This window comes from Microbacterium sp. p3-SID336 (genome assembly GCF_025143365.1).
GTDB lineage: Bacteria > Actinomycetota > Actinomycetes > Actinomycetales > Microbacteriaceae > Microbacterium.
The window spans coordinates 56,534-73,392 of the sequence record NZ_JALXPE010000012.1 but is presented as its reverse complement, the minus strand read 5'-3'; the positions used below and the strand labels follow the sequence as shown (position 1 = coordinate 73,392).

18 protein-coding genes are annotated in these 16,859 nt (G+C 68.2%); 9 read left to right on the top strand and 9 right to left on the bottom strand.

Annotated elements, in window-relative coordinates; all coding sequences use genetic code 11:
- Positions 1 to 64 precede the first annotated feature (64 nt).
- Both M3C17_RS05355 and M3C17_RS05350 read right to left on the bottom strand, forming a co-directional pair.
- The gene (locus M3C17_RS05355) at positions 65 to 391 is read right to left on the bottom strand and encodes a hypothetical protein (protein ID WP_259976616.1); all 327 of its coding nucleotides are present in this window, start codon (positions 389 to 391) and stop codon (positions 65 to 67) included.
- A 68-nt stretch (positions 392 to 459) separates the two neighbouring features.
- The gene (locus M3C17_RS05350) at positions 460 to 906 is read right to left on the bottom strand and encodes a MarR family winged helix-turn-helix transcriptional regulator (RefSeq protein WP_259976615.1); all 447 of its coding nucleotides are present in this window, start codon (positions 904 to 906) and stop codon (positions 460 to 462) included.
- 130 nt (positions 907 to 1,036) lie between these two features.
- Between M3C17_RS05350 and M3C17_RS05345 the strand changes: the two genes are divergently transcribed.
- Together M3C17_RS05345 and M3C17_RS05340 are read left to right on the top strand one after the other, a co-directional pair.
- Complete coding sequence (locus tag M3C17_RS05345) at positions 1,037 to 1,273, top strand: hypothetical protein (RefSeq protein ID WP_259976614.1); 237 nt, start codon at positions 1,037 to 1,039, stop codon at positions 1,271 to 1,273.
- Positions 1,270 to 1,815, top strand: coding sequence for a MarR family winged helix-turn-helix transcriptional regulator (locus tag M3C17_RS05340; RefSeq protein WP_259976613.1), 546 nt, complete (start codon positions 1,270 to 1,272; stop codon positions 1,813 to 1,815). The genes M3C17_RS05345 and M3C17_RS05340 overlap by 4 nt, the downstream gene beginning before the upstream one ends.
- Here M3C17_RS05340 and M3C17_RS05335 read toward each other — a convergent pair.
- The 3 genes from M3C17_RS05335 to M3C17_RS05325 form a co-directional block, all read right to left on the bottom strand.
- The gene (locus M3C17_RS05335) at positions 1,812 to 2,111 is read right to left on the bottom strand and encodes an ArsR/SmtB family transcription factor (protein ID WP_396819697.1); all 300 of its coding nucleotides are present in this window, start codon (positions 2,109 to 2,111) and stop codon (positions 1,812 to 1,814) included. The genes M3C17_RS05340 and M3C17_RS05335 overlap by 4 nt on opposite strands.
- 14 nt (positions 2,112 to 2,125) lie before the next feature.
- The gene (locus tag M3C17_RS05330) at positions 2,126 to 2,608 is read right to left on the bottom strand and encodes an SRPBCC domain-containing protein (RefSeq protein ID WP_259976611.1); all 483 of its coding nucleotides are present in this window, start codon (positions 2,606 to 2,608) and stop codon (positions 2,126 to 2,128) included.
- Between the two features lie 93 nt (positions 2,609 to 2,701).
- Positions 2,702 to 3,925 carry an MFS transporter gene (locus tag M3C17_RS05325; RefSeq protein WP_396819693.1) on the bottom strand — a complete coding sequence of 408 codons (1,224 nt, stop codon included), beginning with the start codon at positions 3,923 to 3,925 and terminating at the stop codon, positions 2,702 to 2,704.
- Positions 3,926 to 4,040: 115 nt separating this feature from the next.
- On the opposite strand from M3C17_RS05325, the gene M3C17_RS05320 reads away from it, so the two are divergent.
- A complete protein-coding gene (locus M3C17_RS05320; protein WP_259976610.1) occupies positions 4,041 to 5,600 on the top strand; it encodes an SDR family oxidoreductase in 1,560 nt (519 codons plus the stop codon).
- Positions 5,601 to 5,675: 75 nt separating this feature from the next.
- Here M3C17_RS05320 and M3C17_RS05315 read toward each other — a convergent pair whose 3' ends face one another.
- Positions 5,676 to 7,640: a BCCT family transporter gene (locus M3C17_RS05315; protein WP_259976609.1), complete on the bottom strand. Its 1,965-nt coding sequence runs from the start codon at positions 7,638 to 7,640 to the stop codon at positions 5,676 to 5,678.
- A 132-nt stretch (positions 7,641 to 7,772) separates the two neighbouring features.
- Here M3C17_RS05315 and M3C17_RS05310 point away from each other — a divergent pair, with 132 nt between their 5' ends.
- Positions 7,773 to 8,978, top strand: coding sequence for a Fic family protein (locus tag M3C17_RS05310; protein ID WP_259976608.1), 1,206 nt, complete (start codon positions 7,773 to 7,775; stop codon positions 8,976 to 8,978).
- On the opposite strand, the gene M3C17_RS05305 is transcribed toward M3C17_RS05310, so the two are convergent.
- Both M3C17_RS05305 and M3C17_RS05300 read right to left on the bottom strand, forming a co-directional pair.
- Positions 8,975 to 10,654 (bottom strand): AarF/ABC1/UbiB kinase family protein, encoded by a 1,680-nt coding sequence (locus M3C17_RS05305; RefSeq protein ID WP_259976607.1) that lies wholly within the window; start codon positions 10,652 to 10,654, stop codon positions 8,975 to 8,977. The two genes, M3C17_RS05310 and M3C17_RS05305, sit on opposite strands and share 4 nt — an antisense overlap.
- Positions 10,655 to 10,699: 45 nt before the next feature.
- Positions 10,700 to 11,329, bottom strand: coding sequence for a PadR family transcriptional regulator (locus M3C17_RS05300; RefSeq protein WP_259976606.1), 630 nt, complete (start codon positions 11,327 to 11,329; stop codon positions 10,700 to 10,702).
- A 162-nt stretch (positions 11,330 to 11,491) separates the two neighbouring features.
- Here M3C17_RS05300 and M3C17_RS05295 point away from each other — a divergent pair, with 162 nt between their 5' ends.
- From M3C17_RS05295 to M3C17_RS05285, 3 genes are read left to right on the top strand one after another with little or no spacing between them, the layout of a single operon-like run.
- Positions 11,492 to 11,980: a DUF2975 domain-containing protein gene (locus M3C17_RS05295; protein ID WP_259976605.1), complete on the top strand. Its 489-nt coding sequence runs from the start codon at positions 11,492 to 11,494 to the stop codon at positions 11,978 to 11,980.
- Positions 11,980 to 12,192 (top strand): helix-turn-helix transcriptional regulator, encoded by a 213-nt coding sequence (locus M3C17_RS05290; RefSeq protein WP_259976604.1) that lies wholly within the window; start codon positions 11,980 to 11,982, stop codon positions 12,190 to 12,192. The genes M3C17_RS05295 and M3C17_RS05290 overlap by 1 nt, the downstream gene beginning before the upstream one ends.
- 28 nt (positions 12,193 to 12,220) lie before the next feature.
- On the top strand, positions 12,221 to 12,694 hold the full coding sequence (locus M3C17_RS05285) for an N-acetyltransferase (RefSeq protein ID WP_259976603.1): 474 nt from the start codon (positions 12,221 to 12,223) through the stop codon (positions 12,692 to 12,694).
- Between the two features lie 10 nt (positions 12,695 to 12,704).
- On the opposite strand, the gene M3C17_RS05280 is transcribed toward M3C17_RS05285, so the two are convergent.
- Positions 12,705 to 13,886 carry a hypothetical protein gene (locus M3C17_RS05280; protein ID WP_259976602.1) on the bottom strand — a complete coding sequence of 394 codons (1,182 nt, stop codon included), beginning with the start codon at positions 13,884 to 13,886 and terminating at the stop codon, positions 12,705 to 12,707.
- Between the two features lie 205 nt (positions 13,887 to 14,091).
- Here M3C17_RS05280 and M3C17_RS05275 point away from each other — a divergent pair, with 205 nt between their 5' ends.
- On the top strand, positions 14,092 to 15,120 hold the full coding sequence (locus M3C17_RS05275; protein WP_259976601.1) for a restriction endonuclease: 1,029 nt from the start codon (positions 14,092 to 14,094) through the stop codon (positions 15,118 to 15,120).
- 166 nt (positions 15,121 to 15,286) lie between these two features.
- The gene (locus M3C17_RS05270) at positions 15,287 to 16,858 is read left to right on the top strand and encodes a class I SAM-dependent DNA methyltransferase (RefSeq protein ID WP_259976600.1); all 1,572 of its coding nucleotides are present in this window, start codon (positions 15,287 to 15,289) and stop codon (positions 16,856 to 16,858) included.
- Position 16,859: the final 1 nt, after the last annotated feature.

The window sequence follows — 16,859 nt, the reverse complement described above, 5'->3', positions numbered from 1 at the left end:
GCGTGGTCCGAGAGCCCTTCGAGGGAACCACGACGGCCGGTGAGGCGGGTCTTCATCCGCCGTTTCAGGCGGACATCGCGTGCAGCTGCTGCGCCTCCGTCTCGAGCGACAGCTCGGAATCCGTGAGGTCGAGACCGCCCGTGGAGCTCGCCGCCTGCATCAGACGCGCCAGCAGGGGCCGGTGCAGGGGCACCGCGGTGTCGACCACGAAGCGGATCGGGATGGAGGCGTGGATCCACAGCGTCTCGGACTGGTCGCCGCCGGTGGGGACGGTGAGCGCGAAGGGCTCGTTGCGACGCAGCTTGGTGAGGGTCACAGCCCGCAGATGAGCGAGAACCTCATCCTCGATGGCGATCGGAGCAGTGGCATTCGCATACGTGAGTGTTCCCATGATCTCTCCTCGTGAAAAAGACTGGACGAGGAAAGTTTACTAGTTTAACTAGTTAAATCAAGTCGACCTCACGGGAGGTCCGAGATCTCCTCCGTCAGGCGCCGCAGGAAACGCGTGATCGCCGCCGCCTCCTCGGGCGTGAACTCCTCTTCGAGCGCCGCGACTCGACGGGAGAGGTCGTCGGCCGGGGTGTGCAGGTCGCGCAGCGACGGACGCAGCACCTTCGAGCGGGCGTCATCCGGATGCGGCGCGACCACGATCTGCCCCCGCTCCGAGAGGCGGCGGATGACGCTCGTGACCGCAGCTGTACTGATGCCGAGGTGCGTGGCGAGCTCGCGCGGCGTGACCGGCTGATCCAGCGGCGCGGCGATGATGAGCCGCATGGCCGTGCGATCGGTGTCGTTGGGCTCGCGGCGGGCGGCGAGGCGGCGGGTCAGCTGCGCGTCGGCGTGACGGAGTACGTCGACCTCGCGCACGAGCGCAGACGTCGTGACGTCTGTGCTGATCTTCCCCATGCCGTGTACTCCTCCTCGCCTCAGCCCATGGTACCTCGGCTGCCTGACAAGCAGACAGACTAGGAATATTCTGGTGAGATCAGGCAGTTCCGGGATGCGATGATGGAGATCTGTCCCCCGAAAGGATGCCATGTTCGAGCGACTCAGTCTCGAGGAGGCGTCGTACATCCGCTACGCCGATCTGCTCGCACACCTGGAGGAGCGTTTCCCCGCCGTCACCCGTTCGCGGATCGAGCAGATCATCGGTGCCGAGACCGAGGCGATCACGGGCGGTGCGCTGCGCATCGTCCCTTCCGAGGTCGAGACGGGCGCCGTCGAGATGCTGGAGCGCGAGTCGGGCACGAGCGACGAAGGAGAGGTCGCGTGACCGACGGCACGGGCGAGTTCCATCCCTCCGGCTACTGGTACCCCGAGAGCGAGAGCGCGTCGACGGTCGACGTCCTCAACATGCTCCGCCGCTACCGCAGCGCGGAAACGGCGATGCGTGCGCGCACCCGCGCGTCGATGGGCATGAACGAGACGGACCTGGTCGCCCTGCGCTTCCTGCTCCGCGAGCAGAAGGCAGGACGCATCGTCCGGCCGATCGACATCGCCCGCATGCTCGACATCTCCACGGCGTCCACCACGACCCTCATCGACCGGCTGGAGCGCGGCGGACACGCACGGCGCGAGCCGCACCCGACCGACCGTCGCGCCGGCGTCGTCGTGCCCACCGTGAGCAGTGATGACGAGGTGCGGGCCACGCTCGGTGCCATGCATCGGCGGATGCTGTCGCTCGTCGACGAACTCTCCGATCAGGAGCGCGGCGTGGTGATGCGCTTCCTGGTGGGCATGACCGCGGCCATCGAGGAGGCGGCGGAGCAGGATGCCCCGCACGGCGACGCTGTGCCTGCGCACGAGCCCGCCTAGAGCCCTTCGGCGATCTCCTTGATCGCGGCGAGGCGGCGGTCCCAGGTGCGGCCGATCGCGTCGAGCCGCGCGGCGGTGGCGGACAGCTCGGCGCCGACCACGCGGAACCGCACCTCCCTGCCCACGCGCACAGGCTCCACCAGGCCGACCTCCTGCAGCACCGACAGGTGCTTCGCGATGGCCTGACGCGACACCGGAAGGCGCCCGGCGAGCGCGGACGCCGAGGCATCCCCCTCGCCGAGCGCCGTCAGGATGCTCCACCGCGTCTCGTCGGCGAGGGCCGAGAGCACCGGCATGAGAGTCGCCGTCGTCACGCCGCCCCCTCGACCAGGGGCACGAGCTTGTCGAGCTCCAGCTCCCACCCGGTGCGGTGCGACTCCATGTTGGCGCGCGGGTCGGAGGTGCGCTCGAAGCCGCTCTCGACGACGGTGAGCTGCGTGCCGCCGTCGATCTCCTCCAGCGTGAAGGTGAAGACCGTCGAGGTCGCCTCGTCGATGTGGTCGGGCAGGGCGTCGAGCGCGTCGTCGTTGTTCCACCGGTAGGTGATGCGATGCGGCGCCTCGAACTCCTCGACGCGCAGCGGGATCACGTCGTAGTCGGGGAACGTCATGGTTCCGGTCGCGCCGACGCCGGTCCCGGCGAGCTCGGTACGGCCGAACCAGCGCGAGATGTGCTCGGTTTCGGCGACGGCCTGCCAGACCTTGGCGATCGGCGCCTCGACGCGGATGCTGCGGCGGACCGAGAACCCTTCCTCATCGACGACGGCTGCTTCACTGCGGGTCATGTTCACCATGATGGTTCCTCTCAGGGGTGCGTGTCGACCGGGCGTCAACCGCAACTCTAGAGGTGCACTACTCAGAACTAGAAGCAACCCTGAAGTTGCAGGTCAGGTACGCGGGTCCCGCGCCGCCAGGAAGCCGGCGAGCAGCAGGGCGACCAGCGCGGCCACCGGTGCCACCAGCAGACCCACCGCCAAGCTCTGCGTCTCGGCCACGAACCCGACGAACGGCGGAGACAGCAGGAAGCCCAGCCGCAGCAGCCACGACACGAGCGTCAGCCCCACACCCGGGCGCAGCCCCGGCAGCTCGTCGGCGGCGTGCATGGCCGCCGGGATGAGCGTGGCGATGCCGAAGCCGACCGCCGCGAAGCCCGCGATGGTCCCCGGCACGCTCGGGAACGCCAGCGCGAGGGTCATCCCCACCGCCGCGATGAGCCCGCCCACCCGTGCCACTGCGCGCTGGCCGAAGCGGTCCGTGAGGGGATCGCCCAGCAGCCGGCCGACGAACTGCGCCCCGACCAGCGCGATGAACCCGAGCGGCGCGACGGCCGCGGCAGCGCCCAGCGATTCCGCCAGATACAGCGTGGCCCACGAGTTGCCGGCATCCTCCGCGATCGCACCGGCCATCGCGATCAAGGTGAGCGCGACGATCGCGACCACGGTGCGTCCGGACACCCCGCGGCGCACCGCCGCGCCAATCTCCGCAGGCTCCGCCGCCGCCTCCTCCGCCGTCTCGTCGTCGCGGCCGGGGAGGCAGAACCCGAGGGCCACCAGCGCGACGGTCGCGAACAGCGCCGTGGAGATGCCCAGGTGCACGGCGAGGGGAAGGCGCAGCGCGATCGCGACGGCCGCCATCACCCCGCCCAGCACGGCGCCGATCGACCAGATGGCGTGGAAGGAGTTGATGATCGAGCGGCCATAGCGCTTCTGCACGCGCAGGCCGTGCGCGTTCTGCGCGACATCCGTGATCGCGTCGGACGCGCCGCCCAGCAGCAGTGCAGCCGCGAACAGCAGCCCGGACGGCGCGAGGGCGGCCGACAGCAGGCCCAGGCTCGTCAGCACCGTGCCGATGACCGCGACCCTGGCGGACCCGAACCGACGGATCAGCACCGCCGCGAGCAGCCCGGCCGCGATGGCTCCGGCCGGGAACGCGGCGATCGCGAGTCCGTAGCCGAGGTTGTCCAGTCCGAGCGCGGCTTTGATCTCGGGGTAGCGCGGAAGGATGTTCGCGAACAGTGCCCCGTTCGTCAGGAAAAGGGCGGAGACGGCGATCCGCGCACGCCGCGTCTGGCGGTCTGGCGCGAGTCGTCGAATCGATTCGATGGAAGTCACGTGCACCACGATAACCCGCCGGGGACGACATAGATGACCACCCCACCGGCCGCACATCCGGACGTCGGCGCGCAACCCCGTACCCGGGCCCCGACCGGCGCTCTACGCTCGGAGCATGACCGAGCTCAGCCAGCCCACCGGCCGCGAGGAGAACCTGCGAGCGGTCCCCCGTGACGACGGCTCCGCACCCCGCGCCCTCGTCCTCGGCGCCACCGGGTACATCGGCGGACGCCTGACGCCGCGCCTTCTGAACGCCGGCTACCGCGTGCGCGTGCTGGCGCGTGACGCCGCCAGGGCCCGCTCGTTCGCGTGGGGCGAGGGATGCGAGATCGTCGAGGGCTCGGCCGACGATCTGACCGCCGTCACCGCGGCCATGGACGACGTCGACGTCGTGTACTACCTGATCCACTCCATGTCCGCCGGCAAGGGCTTCGAGGCGAGCGACGAGACAGCCGCGCGCACCATCGCCGAGGCTGCGGCCGCCGCGGGCGTGCGGCGCATCGTGTATCTCGGCGGCCTGCACCCCGACGATGTGAAGCTGTCGCCGCATCTGCGCTCCCGCGTGCACGTCGGCGAGATCCTGCTCGGCTCCGGCGTGCCCACCCTGGTGCTGCAGGCCGGGGTCGTGATCGGCTCGGGCTCGGCGTCGTTCGAGATGATCCGCCACCTGACGGACGTGCTCCCCTACATGCCCGCGCCCAAGTGGGTGCGCAACCGCATCCAGCCGATCGCCGTGCGGGACGTGCTGCACTATCTGCTCGGCGCCGCCCGCGTCGACCCCGACATCAACCGCGCGGTCGACATCGGCGGTCCCGACGTGGTGCGCTACGGCCAGATGATGAACGGCTACGCGCTGGAGGCAGGGCTCCCGCAGCGCGCCATCGCGGCCCTTCCCGTGCTCACCCCGGAGCTCGCCTCGCACTGGGTGAACCTGGTCACCCCGGTCCCGCGGTCGATCGCCCGCCCGCTCGTGGCCTCGCTGCAGAACGAGTGCATCATGAAGGATCACGCGATCGATGAGCTGATCCCCCGCCCCGATGGTGGCCTCACGCCGTACCGCCGAGCGGTCGCCCTGGCTCTCGGCCGCGTGGACGCCGACGCGATCGAGACGAGCTGGCAGGACGCCGAGGTCTCCGGTGCTCCGAGCGACCCGCTGCCGAGCGACCCGGACTGGGCGGGGCGTACCGTGTTCACCGACGCGCGGTCCGTGCAGACCAGTGCCTCGGTGGACGAGCTGTGGCGCGTGATCCTCGGGATCGGCGGGGAGAACGGCTGGTACTCGTCACCGCTGCTGTGGGCTGTGCGCGGGCTCATGGACCGTGTGGTCGGCGGCGTGGGGCTGCGCCGCGGACGCCGCAGTCGCACGGGCGCCCGGGTGGGAGACGCGATCGACTTCTGGCGCGTGGAGGCCGTGGAGCAGACCGAAGCCGGTCGCCTGCTGCGGCTGCGCGCCGAGATGAAGGTGCCGGGGGAGGCGTGGCTGGAGCTGCGTGCGGTGCCCGACGGCGCGGGAGCCCGGTACGAGCAGCGCGCCGTGTTCTTCCCCCGCGGTCTGAGCGGACGGCTGTACTGGCTCGCCGTGCTGCCCTTCCACGGCCTGATCTTCTCCGGCATGGCCGCCCGCATCACCGCCGCCGCCGAGACGCCGACGGACGATCCCACGCCGGACGCCTGAGTCGCGACGCGGCGCGAGCGACGAACGCCGACGGCTCCCGATCGACGTCACGCCGGATCGAGAGCCGTCACCGCGTCAGGCGGAGGGCGTCCTGGGGCCTTCCGCTCCCGGCTGCGCGGACTCGTCCGGCTGGTCCAGGGCGGCGTCCACCGTCGCCTCGACCTCCGCGGGCGGGATGATGTCGATCGCCTCGGTCGCGGCCTCGTACACCTCGGCGAGGGTGTCGTCGACGGTGTCCTCGTCGATCCACGCGAGGTCGTCCTCCGAGTGGTCGTACTCGACCGGCACCAGGGCGAAGTCGTCGCCGTACTCCTCCAGGCCCGCCATGACGCTGTGGCGCACGGCCGCGCGCGCGTACCGGTCGCGGAGGATGAGCGGATCGCGTCGGAGATCCTTCATGAAGGCGATCATCATGAACGCCATGATGATCGCGAATGGCAGCGCGGCGATGATCGTGGCGTTCTGCAGCGACTGCAGACCGCTCCCTTCCACGCCGCTGACCAGCAGCACGGCGGCGATCACGCCGACCAGCACCCCCCAGATGACGGCCACCCACCGCGACGGCTCGGGCCTTCCCTGCTGGGACAGCGTGCCCATGACGAGCGAGGCGGAGTCGGCGCCCGTAATGAAGAAGATCGCGATCAGGATGATCAGCACGATGCTGGTGACGAGCGGGAAAGGCAAGTTCTCCAGCACCCCGAACAGCACTTCCTCCGGCGGGTCGACGACGAGGCCGGCACCGTCCATCTGCTGCTGGATGGCGGTCGTGCCGAAGATCGCGAACCACACGAGCGAGATGGCGGAGGGGACCACGATGACGACCGACACGAACTGACGGAGGGTGCGACCGCGGGAGATCTTCGCGATGAACATGCCGACGAAGGGCGACCAGGAGATCCACCACGCCCAGTAGAAGATCGTCCAGCTCGACAGGAACGCCTGGGCGGCGTCGCCCTGCGAGGCGGAGCGGCCGATCATGGTCGGCAGGTCGCCGAGGAACTGCACGGCGACGGAGGGGATCACGTTCAGGATCAGCAGCGTCGGGCCGACGAAGAACACGAAGAAGGCGAGCAGGATCGCGACGACCGCGTTGATGTTCGACAGCGCGCGGATGCCCTTCGAGACGCCGGACACCGCGGAGGCGATGAAGCACGCCGTGAGCACGGCGATCACGGCGATGAGGATGCCGTTGCCGAGGGGACCGGCGCCGCTGACGAGCTCGACGCCGTGCCCGATCTGCAGCGCGCCGAGTCCGAGCGAGGCGGCCGTGCCGAACAGAGTGACGATGATCGAGAAGATGTCGATCGTGCGGCCGACCGGGCCCGTGGTGCGGTTCTCCCCGAGCAGCGGGGCGAAGATGGACGAGATCAGCGGGGTGCGGCCGCGCCGGTAGGCGCCGTAGGCGATCGCGCCGCCGACGAGCGCGTAGAACGCCCAGGCCTGCGGGCCCCAGTGGTACAGCACCTGCGTCTGCGCGGTGTGCATCGCCTCGAGCGTGTCCGCCTCGACCGTGCCGGGCGGTGGGTTCTCGAAGAACGTGAGGGGCTCTGCGGCCCCCCAGAACACCAGGCCGATGCCCATGCCGGCCGCGAACAGCATCGAGATCCACGAGAACATCGAGAACTCGGGCTCCTCGTCGTCACGGCCGAGGGGGATGCGGCCGTACTTGCTGAAGCCGACGAACAGCATGAACACGAGGATGATCGTGGCGATCGTCGTGAAGAAGAAGCCGAAGTACTCGACGACCCAGGCGAGCACCGCGCTCGTCGTGCCGGACAGGTTGTCGCCCGCGAACACGCCCCAGGCGATGAACGCGACGGCGAACGCGGCCGCGACGCCGAACACGAGCGGGTCGGTGCGGTACGTGCGGCCGGTCTCCTCCACCGATACACCGGGCACGAGTGCGGGGTGCACGCTGCGCGGCGGGACCGCGGCGATGTCGCGCACGATCTTGCGCGCGGTCTCTCCCGCGGTGCGGTGCGTGCCGGTGGTGGTCAGCGGAACGTCGGAAGTTCGGGGCTTCTCATCCGGGGTGTCCATGAGAACCCATCCTCCCACGCGGGCTCCCCCGCCCCGGGCTGGCGGAGGCGGCGGCCCACCGTGCGGCCGTTCTCGCCCCAAAGGCACATTCCCCTTCGACAAATGTTCCTCTTCCCCGCGTAGAGTTGCATTGTGGATCTGACAATGTTCCAGAAGCCGGAGATGGGTTCCCTGGTGCCGATCGACGGGCACGACCCGCAGTTGGGCGAGTGGAACCACCGAGCATTCGTTCCTGTGCCGCTCGGGGAGGAGATGCCGCCGCTCACCGCGCCGACGTTTCTCGCCGTCGCCGACGCACGCGCGGCGCTCGCCGCTCTCGATAGCACCGCACGTCAGCTCCCGAACCCGCAGCTGCTTCGACTTCCGACACTGCGCCGGGAAGCGCAGAGTACCTCCGCGCTGGAAGGAACGTACGCTCCACTCGCCGCAGTCATGACGGCAGACGAGAACAACGCCGACACCGCAGAGCTGGTCGAGGTGCTGAACTACGTGCGGATGGCGAATCTCGGCTTCGAGAGGATCGCGCGGGGGGAGAGCATCTCCGTGTCCATGCTCAGCGAACTTCAGGGCGTACTCATGCGGGGGACACCGCTGCACGGCAGCTCAGGGCGCATCCGCGACAACCAGGTGGTGATCGGGCGCCGCGCCGACAGCGGTCACCTCGGCTTCCCGGCTCACGCCGCGCGCTTCATCCCCCCACCGCCCGGCGTCCCTCTCGAAGCGAGCCTCCGCGACTTGACGGATTGGATCCAGCGACCCCACACCGGGAGCATCGATCCGGTCGTCGCCGCCGCGATGTCCCACTACCAATTCGAGACTCTGCACCCCTACCGGGACGGCAACGGACGCCTGGGCAGATTCCTCATCGTCGTCCACCTGCAGCTCGGAGGCGTCCTCTCAGAGCCGACGCTGACCGTCTCACCATGGTTCGAGGCCCGCCGTGCGGACTATTACGACCGGCTGTTCGACGTGAGTGCGCGAGGAGACTGGGATGGATTCGTCGAGTTCTTCGCCAGGGGTCTCCGCGCCGCCGCCGAGCAGACTCATCGCCAGATGGTGGCACTCGTTCGCGTACAAGCCGAACTCAAGGACACCGTGCGCACGTCTGCCCTCCGCGCCGACTCCGCTCACGCTCTCGTCGATCTCGCGGTAGCGAATCCGTCGTTCACCGTGCGCAAGGTGTCGAATGACCTCGGTCTCTCGTACACGCGCGCCAACAAGCTCGTGAGACAGCTTGTGAGCCTCGGAGTGCTCAGCCAAGTCTCCGAAGACGCGTACGATCGCCGGTTCTTCGCGCCACGTGTCCTGCGCGCCCTCACGGAGGACACCCCGGGCTAGCGGAGGCGGCGGCCCAGGAACAGGGCCCCGAGCAGCGGCAGCACCGAGACGCACAGGAGGGTGATGCCGAGCGGGGGCAGGGGCGCCACGAGCAGCGCGCCGCCGACGAGCATCGCCGCGAACAGCACTCCCGAGGCGATGCGCCGCGCGATGCCTTCGAGCCGGTCGAGGCGGCGCTCCAGGCGGGCGGTGTCGAACGAGACGTTGCCGTCGTCGAGGCGCGTGATGATGTGGTCGATGCGGCCGGGGAGGCGCCACGTGGTGGCGGCGTTGGTCATGGCCTGCTGCGCCATCTCCTGCATCAGGTTGCCCGACTCGTCACGCAGCAGTCGTGCGGCGTAGGGTTCGGCGGCATCCCACACGTTGAAGGCGGGGTCGAGGCCGCTGCACATGCCGCTGGTCAGCGAGACGGCGCGGATGAGGAGCAGCATGTCCTCCGGCAGCTGCAGCGGAAGGCGGCGCACCATGTCGCCGAACTCGTCGGCGAAGTCGCGGAACTCCCGCGGGTCGACGCGACTCAGCTCGGCGAAGCCCATGCCGCCGAAGCGCGCGAACAGGGCAGTGAGCGCGCGTTCCAGTTCGCCCGTGTCGGCGGAGGGCAGCAGCACGCCGATCTCCTGCGCGGCGGCGACGAGCCCACGGCTGTCGCGTGCCGTGACCGCGATGAGCAGGGTACGCAGCCCGTTGCGGAGGCTGTCCGGCACCTCGGCCATCATGCCGAAGTCGATGAAGGTGAGGCGGAAGCCCTGCGCCGAGGGGACCGGGGTGACGAAGATGTTGCCGGGGTGGGGGTCGGCGTGCACGAAGCGGTGCGTGAACACCTGGTCGAACATCACCTCCGCGAACGCGTCGGCGACCGCGGACGGATCGATGCCGGCGGCGCGCAGCGCGGTGGTGTCGTTGATCTTGATCGCCGTCACGTCGGACAGGGTGAGCACGCGCCGCGTGGTGCGCTCCCACACGATCTCGGGTGCGGCGACGCGCGGGGCGTCGGCGAAGTTCTCGCGGAACCGCTCGGCGCTGCGGGCCTCGTGGAGGTAGTCGATCTCCTCGAAGCTCGTGGCCGCGAACTCCTCCACGAGCGCGGGGGCGTCCACACGGTCGGCGACGATCCGCACGCGGGTCAGCCAGCGGGCCACGCGGCGGAGCGCCGCAAGGTCGACCGCGACGATCTCGTCGATGCCGGGGCGCTGCACCTTGACCACGACGTCGGTCAGCCCCGTGTCCTCCGCGTCGGCGTCCGAGAGCCGGGCGCGGTGCACCTGGCCGAGCGAGGCCGCGGCGACGGGGGTGTCGTCGAACCACGCATACACGCGGTCGAGGGGCAGGCCCAGCTCGGCTTCGGCCAGCGCGCGGATCTGCGGGGTCGGGACCGCGGGCACCTCGTCCTGCAGACCCTCCAGCTCGGCGGTGATCTCCGGCGGCAGCACGTCGAGGCGGGAGGACATGAACTGCCCGACCTTGATCATGAGCCCGCCGAGCTCGACCGCGAGGGTGTGGAAGCGACGCGCGAACCGCTGCATCCGCCGAGACCGCGTCCGCTCCGCGATCGACGACATGCCGAAGCGCGGCAGCACGAGCTCGTACCACCAGATCTTGAGGAACTCACGGCTCGCGAAGGAGAGGATGCGACGGTACCTGGCGCGGTGCACGCCCTGTGCCGCAGCTTCCGTCATCGCGTCATCCTTCCGCCGCCTCCCGCCGGACGCCGCACGACGCGGTCAGTCCTGAGCGAGGATCGTGTACAGCCTACGGCGGGCGTCGTCGAGCACCTCGATGGCCTGCTGCACCTGCTCCGGCGAACCGCTGCGGCCCACCTGGGCGGCGGCCGCGGCGAGGTCGACCCCGGCCTTCGGCAGCGCGCTGTAGCGCGCGTCGCGGGTGCGGTCCTTGTCGGAGTTCGGCACCCACGGCGGAGTGTCGGTGCTCTCGGCCGCGACGGCACGACCGGCCTCGGTGAGCGAGTAGGTCTTGCGGCCGTTCTGCTCCTCGGCTTCGATCAGACCCTCGTCGGCGAGCAGCTGGAGCGTGGGGTAGACCGAGCCTGCGCTGGGCTTCCACGTGCCGCCGCTGCGCTCGGCGATCTCGTTGATGATCTGGTAGCCGTGCATGGGGCGCTCGGCGAGGAGGGACAGCACGGCGCTGCGGACGTCGCCGCGTGCCATGCGCGAGCCGCCGGACGGGCGGGACTCGAACGACTTGCGGAGCTGATCCATGGCGTCGAAGATCGCGCCGGCCGGGCCGTGGGGTCCGCCGAACAGGTTGCCGAGGCCGGACGCGAAGTCGCCGGAGCCGCCGTCGCGGTCGGAGCCGGTCGGGCCGAACGGGTTGGAGGGGAATGCGCTGTTCATGATGACCTCCCAGTCGTCAACGATAGTTAACGATATATCGCTCACCCTGGATGCGGGGTGGGAGTTTTCACGGGAATAGCGTGGGCGCAGCCTCCGCTGCGCTCTTGATCTATCGAACGATTAACGATAGATTCCTATTGTTTCTCGACGGAAGGGATCAGCATGGCCAGGGGAACGATCGTCGTGCTGCAGGTCGTGATCGCGATCGCGCTGCTCGGCTCACTCGTGGTGCAGATCGTGATCGCCCCGCTCGTGTACGCCGACCTGGAGGGCGAGGCGCAGTGGGGGCGGGTAGCCCTGGTGACGATCCTCGTGCTGGGCGTCGCCACGATGCAGGTGTTCGGCGTGTGCGTATGGATCCTGCTGACGAAGGTGCGGCGCGGCTCGATCTTCGCGGAATCCTCGTTCCGGGCCGTCGACGTGATCATCGGTGCGATCGTCGCCGCCGCCGTGCTCACGTGGGTGCTGGCGGCGCTGCTTGCCCCGGGCTCGATCGCGCCCGGGGTGGTCGCACTGATCGGCGGCGCCGGCGTGGTGCTGGCCGGGATGGCGCTGCTGGTCGTCGTGATGAAGGCGCTGCTGCGACAGGCCATCGACAGGGACACCGAGGCACGGGCCCTGCGCTCCGAGCTCGACGACGAGGTGATCTGATGCCGGTCGTGGTCGACATCGACGTGATGATGGCGCGGAGGAAGATCGGCGTCGGCGAGCTCGCCGAGCGGATCGGCATCACCCCCACGAACCTCGCCGTGCTGAAGAACGGCCGCGCGAAGGCCGTGCGCCTCACCACGCTCGACGCGCTGTGCGCCGCGCTGGAGTGCCAGCCCGGGGATCTGCTGCGGTGGGAGCCCGGGGGGGACTGAGCCGTAGTCCAGGTGCAAGGATCGTGACATGGTGCAGATCGCGGACGGCAGGATTCCTTCCGACGTGGAGCCGTGCATCGAACTATGGGTGGAAGCGCTGCGCGAGCGTGACGGGCGGGTGGAGGTCGAGCCGGTCAGCGCACGCACCCGCAGCCTCTTCGCGGGCGGGGTCGCGCGGTTCGCGGTCGCACGCGGGACAACTGCAGGCTCGACGCCCGAGGGTTTCGTGGTGACGGTGCCACACCCGAAGGACCCGGCAGTAGCGATACTCGAGCGCATCGCGGTCGCTCCCGGCGCGGCGGGTCGCGGGATCGGGTCGGCTCTTCTGGCGGATGCCCTCGACGCGTCGCGGGCGGCGGGTTTCTCCGCGGTCGAGCTGGGCGTGCGCGTGGGCAATCCCGCGGTGCGACTGTATGAGGCCGCGGGGTTCCGTGCCGTGGGGTCACCGGAACCGCATCCCCTCGGCGGGGCACCCATGGTGCGGTACCGCCTCGACCTCTGAGGGGGACGCGCTAGTTCGAGGACGCGTCCGACTCGGGTTCGGCCGCCTGTTCACCTGAACTGTTGTTGCGGTTGTCGTTCGCCGACTTCCCCCGCTTGAACAGCCCTGTGACGGCGCCAGCAGCCCCCGTGGCGACGCCGCCTACTGCCTTGACAGCACCTCCTGCAGCGCCCCCGACGGCCTTTGCTGCTCCCCCGGCCGCAGCACCGACGGTCGTTGCCGCACCCTTCACAGCGGTGACCGCGCGCGCCTCGTCGGGAATGCCGTCACCGTCGATGTCGACACTCCTGAAGACCTCACTTGAGTCAACGATTCGTCCCCACACGTTCTCCCCGAAGTCCTTTGCTGACTCCGATGCAGCACGCATCGCAAGCACGGCCTTCGACGGGTCCGGGATGCCGTCACCGTCGCTGTCCGCCAGTTCAAGCCATTCCGGCCAGACCTCCGCCGGTTCGGAGAAGCCAGCACGACAGGACTTCACAACACCACTTCCGAAGTAGAAGCTGGTCGCCCCACCTGCGACCGCGCCGATGACGGGGATCGCTTTGGAGCTGATCTTTACGGCACCCATCACCGTTCCCTGTGCGATCGCCTGCCTCGCCAGGACCATGGTGACTGGCACGAGCGCGGAATCAGGGATCTGTTGAGCGAGAAGGTCACCCCATTTTGGGGTGGCACCCGAAAGAGCTCCCCCGGCGACCGCACGCGCCCCAGCAACAGTCGCTCCGGCCGGGAGCGCACTCAGCACAATCTGCGAAACGGGGCTTCGGCGCTTCTCGCCTAGGAGCGCACCGAGCACGATGACTTTTGCGCGATCGGGGTCGTCGATAGGAATTCCCCGCAGTTCGGCCATGCAGAGAGCGAAGAGTGCAGTTGTCTCGTAGAAGAACAACAGATCCGCGACCCCTAGGCCAAGTGCCACAGGAACGCCGACCGCAGGGATCGTCGCGGAGGCACCAACCGCGGCACTTGCTGCCGTCGTCGTTGCGACGTACTGGGACTCGATGATCTTCATCACCTGAGCCGGTGAGGCCGCCGGGTTCTTCCGGCGCACCTCCTTGATGTATGCCCCGACCGCCGGGCGTTGGACCGCGATGGCCTTGAACACCTTGTCTTGAAAGTCATCCGGGAGCTTTACCGCGTTCACACTTCCACCCGATGCCTGTTGGACGACTTCTTTGTCCTGTGCCACAGATCCCCCAGCGTGATCCTCGATCGATTCAGAGAGCGCCGACGGATTGCCTCACGGTCTGCGCTAATCGGATGCTAGCGGGCTCCGTGGACATTCAGCGGCGCGCGCATCCGTCCGTCAGGCGGGTCGTCGAACGCAGTGCGGCAGTATGGCACTGTGGGGAATGCCAGTGCTGGCGTTACCTCCGCGACGAGGGAGTGACTGTATGAACGTCTGGGGCGTGCACAACAACGTGCTCACCAACGAACTCACCGACGAAGGCTTCATCAGCATCGGATGGGATGAGCTCGGCGGGCTGACCGAGGTCCTCGGCGGGCGAGAAGGACTCAAGTCGCGTCTCAGCGAACTTGAGCCCGATGCGAAGCCGCGTTCCATTGCCGGACAAGCGGGCACACTCGTTCGTTTTCGGGACGAGATGCAAGTCGGTGACGTCGTCGTCGCGCCGTTCAAGCCGAACTCCACAATCAACATTGGCGTCATCGCCAGTCCCTACTACTTCGAGGCTCACGCGCCGCACCACCGTCATCGGCGCAAGGTCGATTGGAAGCAGATCGGGCTTCCTCGCACCGTCTTCACTCAGTCCGCGTTGTACGAGATCGGATCGGTTCTCACCGTGTTCCGTGTTCGTAATCACACCGCCGAGTTCCTGGCCGCGTTGAACACCGCTGGCGGGTCAGTCGAGCAGGTGTCTCAAGCGGTGGAGAAGGAGGTCGTGGAGTCGGAGAACGCCGACGATTCGGACGACGAGCCGCGCGCTTCGCGTATCGAACGGCACACGCGTGACTTCGTGCTCGAAGCGCTCCACAAGCGACTCACGCACCAGGAATTCGAGGACTTTACAGCGGCATTGCTCCGCGCCCTGGGCTACCAGGCTCGCGTGACGCAGTACTCACAGGACGGCGGTGTCGATGTGATTGCGCACCGTGATCCGCTCGGCGTCGAGCCGCCCCTGATCAAGGTGCAATGCAAGCACCACACCGGCACGATCGGATCACCCGAGGTACAGCAGCTGATCGGCACACAGGGGGCCGGCGAACTGTCGCTCTTTGTGACCCTCGGCTCCTACACGCGCGACGCACTAGCGATCGAACGGCAGCGCCCGGGCCTTCGACTGCTCACCGGCGAGGACGTCGTGACAATGGTGCTGGAGAACTACGACAAGCTCCCGCAGCGGTGGCGCGCAGAGATCCCGCTCACGAGCGTGCTCGTCGTGTCGGATGCCGCCGAGGACTGAGCACTTGTAGGGGAGGATGAGAAGCGCGTGTCGCTGTCGGCATCGCGTCTGAGATCGATCGAGCGGGAGCCTCTGCTGTGGTGAAAAGGAAGATGAGCATGACCAACCCCGAGCAGCACGACACGATGCAGTCGTTCGCCCGCGCAGTCATGGATATCTCGCTCTGATGGCTCGCGTAGCCAAGGTCAAGCCGACCAAGACCCTCGAGCAGACCCTTTGGGAGACCGCGGACAAGCTCCGCGGCAACCAGGAGCCCAGCGAGTACAAGCACGTCGTACTCGGACTTGTCTTCCTCAAGTACATTTCCGACCGCTTCACAGAGCGTCGTGAGGCGCTCGAGGCAGAACTGAAAGCCGACGGTCTGGACGCCTCGGACATCGCAAACTTCCTGGAGGATCGCGACGAGTACGCCTCTCACAACGTGTTCTGGGTCCCTACCGAGGCGCGCTGGGAGTACATTCTCGGCCGCGCCAAGCTCGCGAGCATCGGCCACGACATCGACGCAGCGATGGACGCGGTCGAAGCAGAGAACCCCACAGTTCGTGGCGTCTTGCCGCGGAACTACGCCCGGGATGGGCTCGACAAGAGGCGCTTGGGTGAACTCGTCGACCTGATCGGATCCATCGGCTTTACCAGCACGGACGACCACGGTGCAGACGACGTGCTCGGCCGTGTGTACGAATACTTCCTCGGCCAGTTCGCCGGCAAGGAGACGGGGAAGGACGCAGGTGCCTTTTACACGCCCCGCAGTGTCGTCAAGACGCTTGTCGAGATGTTGGAGCCCTACAGCGGACGTGTCTACGATCCCGCCTGTGGCTCGGGTGGCATGTTCGTGCAGTCCGCGGACTTCGTGCAGGCGCACGGTGGCAAGCGGTCTGACATCTCCGTCTACGGCCAGGAGTTCACCGACACCACCTGGAAGCTCGCGAAGATGAACCTCGCCCTTCGCGGCATCGAGGCGGACCTCGGCGAGAAGTCCGACGACTCGTTCGTCAATGACCTCCACCCCGACCTCCGCGCCGACTATGTGATCGCGAACCCACCGTTCAACGTGAGCGACTGGTGGAACCCGAAGCTCGCAAACGACCCACGCTGGAAGTACGGAACCCCACCGCAGGGCAACGCGAACTTCGCATGGGTGCAGCACTTCATCCACCACCTCAAGCCCAACGGCACCGCTGGCTTCGTCCTCGCCAACGGCTCGTTGTCGTCGAAGCAGAGCGGCGAGGGTCAGATCCGCGAGAATCTCGTGCGCGCAGGACTCGTCGACTGCATCGTCGCGATGCCCGACAAGCTCTTCTTCAACACGGGCATCCCGGTCGCCCTCTGGTTTATCTCCAAGGATCGCGGCGGCAATGGGCACCGCAAGCGTGACGATGAGGTGCTGTTCATCGATGCTCGCAAGCTCGGCACGATGGAGACTCGACGTCTGCGCGTGCTCACGGACGGACCGGACGGCGATATCGCGAAGATCGCCAACACATACCATGCGTGGCGCAACCATGACGGCGGATACGAGGACGTCCCCGGCTTCGCGAAGGCAGCGAAGCTGGCCGAGATCGAGCAGCACGGCTTCGTACTCACCCCTGGACGCTACGTCGGCGCCCAGGAAGCAGAAGCCGACGACGAGCCGATCGCCGAGAAGATCGAACGCCTCACGAGCGAGCTGCTCGCAGAGTTCGACCGTGGCGCCGAACTTGAGCGGGTCGTGCGCGAGAAGTTGGCGGGGCTGAAGTGAC

Coding starts and splice junctions, on each gene's coding strand:
- M3C17_RS05355 (WP_259976616.1), bottom strand. CDS start 391: ATGGGAACACTCACGTATGCGAATGCCACTGCTCCGATCGCCATCGAG.
- M3C17_RS05350 (WP_259976615.1), bottom strand. CDS start 906: ATGGGGAAGATCAGCACAGACGTCACGACGTCTGCGCTCGTGCGCGAG.
- M3C17_RS05345 (WP_259976614.1), top strand. CDS start 1,037: ATGTTCGAGCGACTCAGTCTCGAGGAGGCGTCGTACATCCGCTACGCC.
- M3C17_RS05335 (WP_396819697.1), bottom strand. CDS start 2,111: ATGCCGGTGCTCTCGGCCCTCGCCGACGAGACGCGGTGGAGCATCCTG.
- M3C17_RS05330 (WP_259976611.1), bottom strand. CDS start 2,608: ATGGTGAACATGACCCGCAGTGAAGCAGCCGTCGTCGATGAGGAAGGG.
- M3C17_RS05320 (WP_259976610.1), top strand. CDS start 4,041: ATGACCGAGCTCAGCCAGCCCACCGGCCGCGAGGAGAACCTGCGAGCG.
- M3C17_RS05315 (WP_259976609.1), bottom strand. CDS start 7,640: ATGGACACCCCGGATGAGAAGCCCCGAACTTCCGACGTTCCGCTGACC.
- M3C17_RS05305 (WP_259976607.1), bottom strand. CDS start 10,654: ATGACGGAAGCTGCGGCACAGGGCGTGCACCGCGCCAGGTACCGTCGC.
- M3C17_RS05300 (WP_259976606.1), bottom strand. CDS start 11,329: ATGAACAGCGCATTCCCCTCCAACCCGTTCGGCCCGACCGGCTCCGAC.
- M3C17_RS05295 (WP_259976605.1), top strand. CDS start 11,492: ATGGCCAGGGGAACGATCGTCGTGCTGCAGGTCGTGATCGCGATCGCG.
- M3C17_RS05290 (WP_259976604.1), top strand. CDS start 11,980: ATGCCGGTCGTGGTCGACATCGACGTGATGATGGCGCGGAGGAAGATC.
- M3C17_RS05285 (WP_259976603.1), top strand. CDS start 12,221: ATGGTGCAGATCGCGGACGGCAGGATTCCTTCCGACGTGGAGCCGTGC.
- M3C17_RS05275 (WP_259976601.1), top strand. CDS start 14,092: ATGAACGTCTGGGGCGTGCACAACAACGTGCTCACCAACGAACTCACC.
- M3C17_RS05270 (WP_259976600.1), top strand. CDS start 15,287: ATGGCTCGCGTAGCCAAGGTCAAGCCGACCAAGACCCTCGAGCAGACC.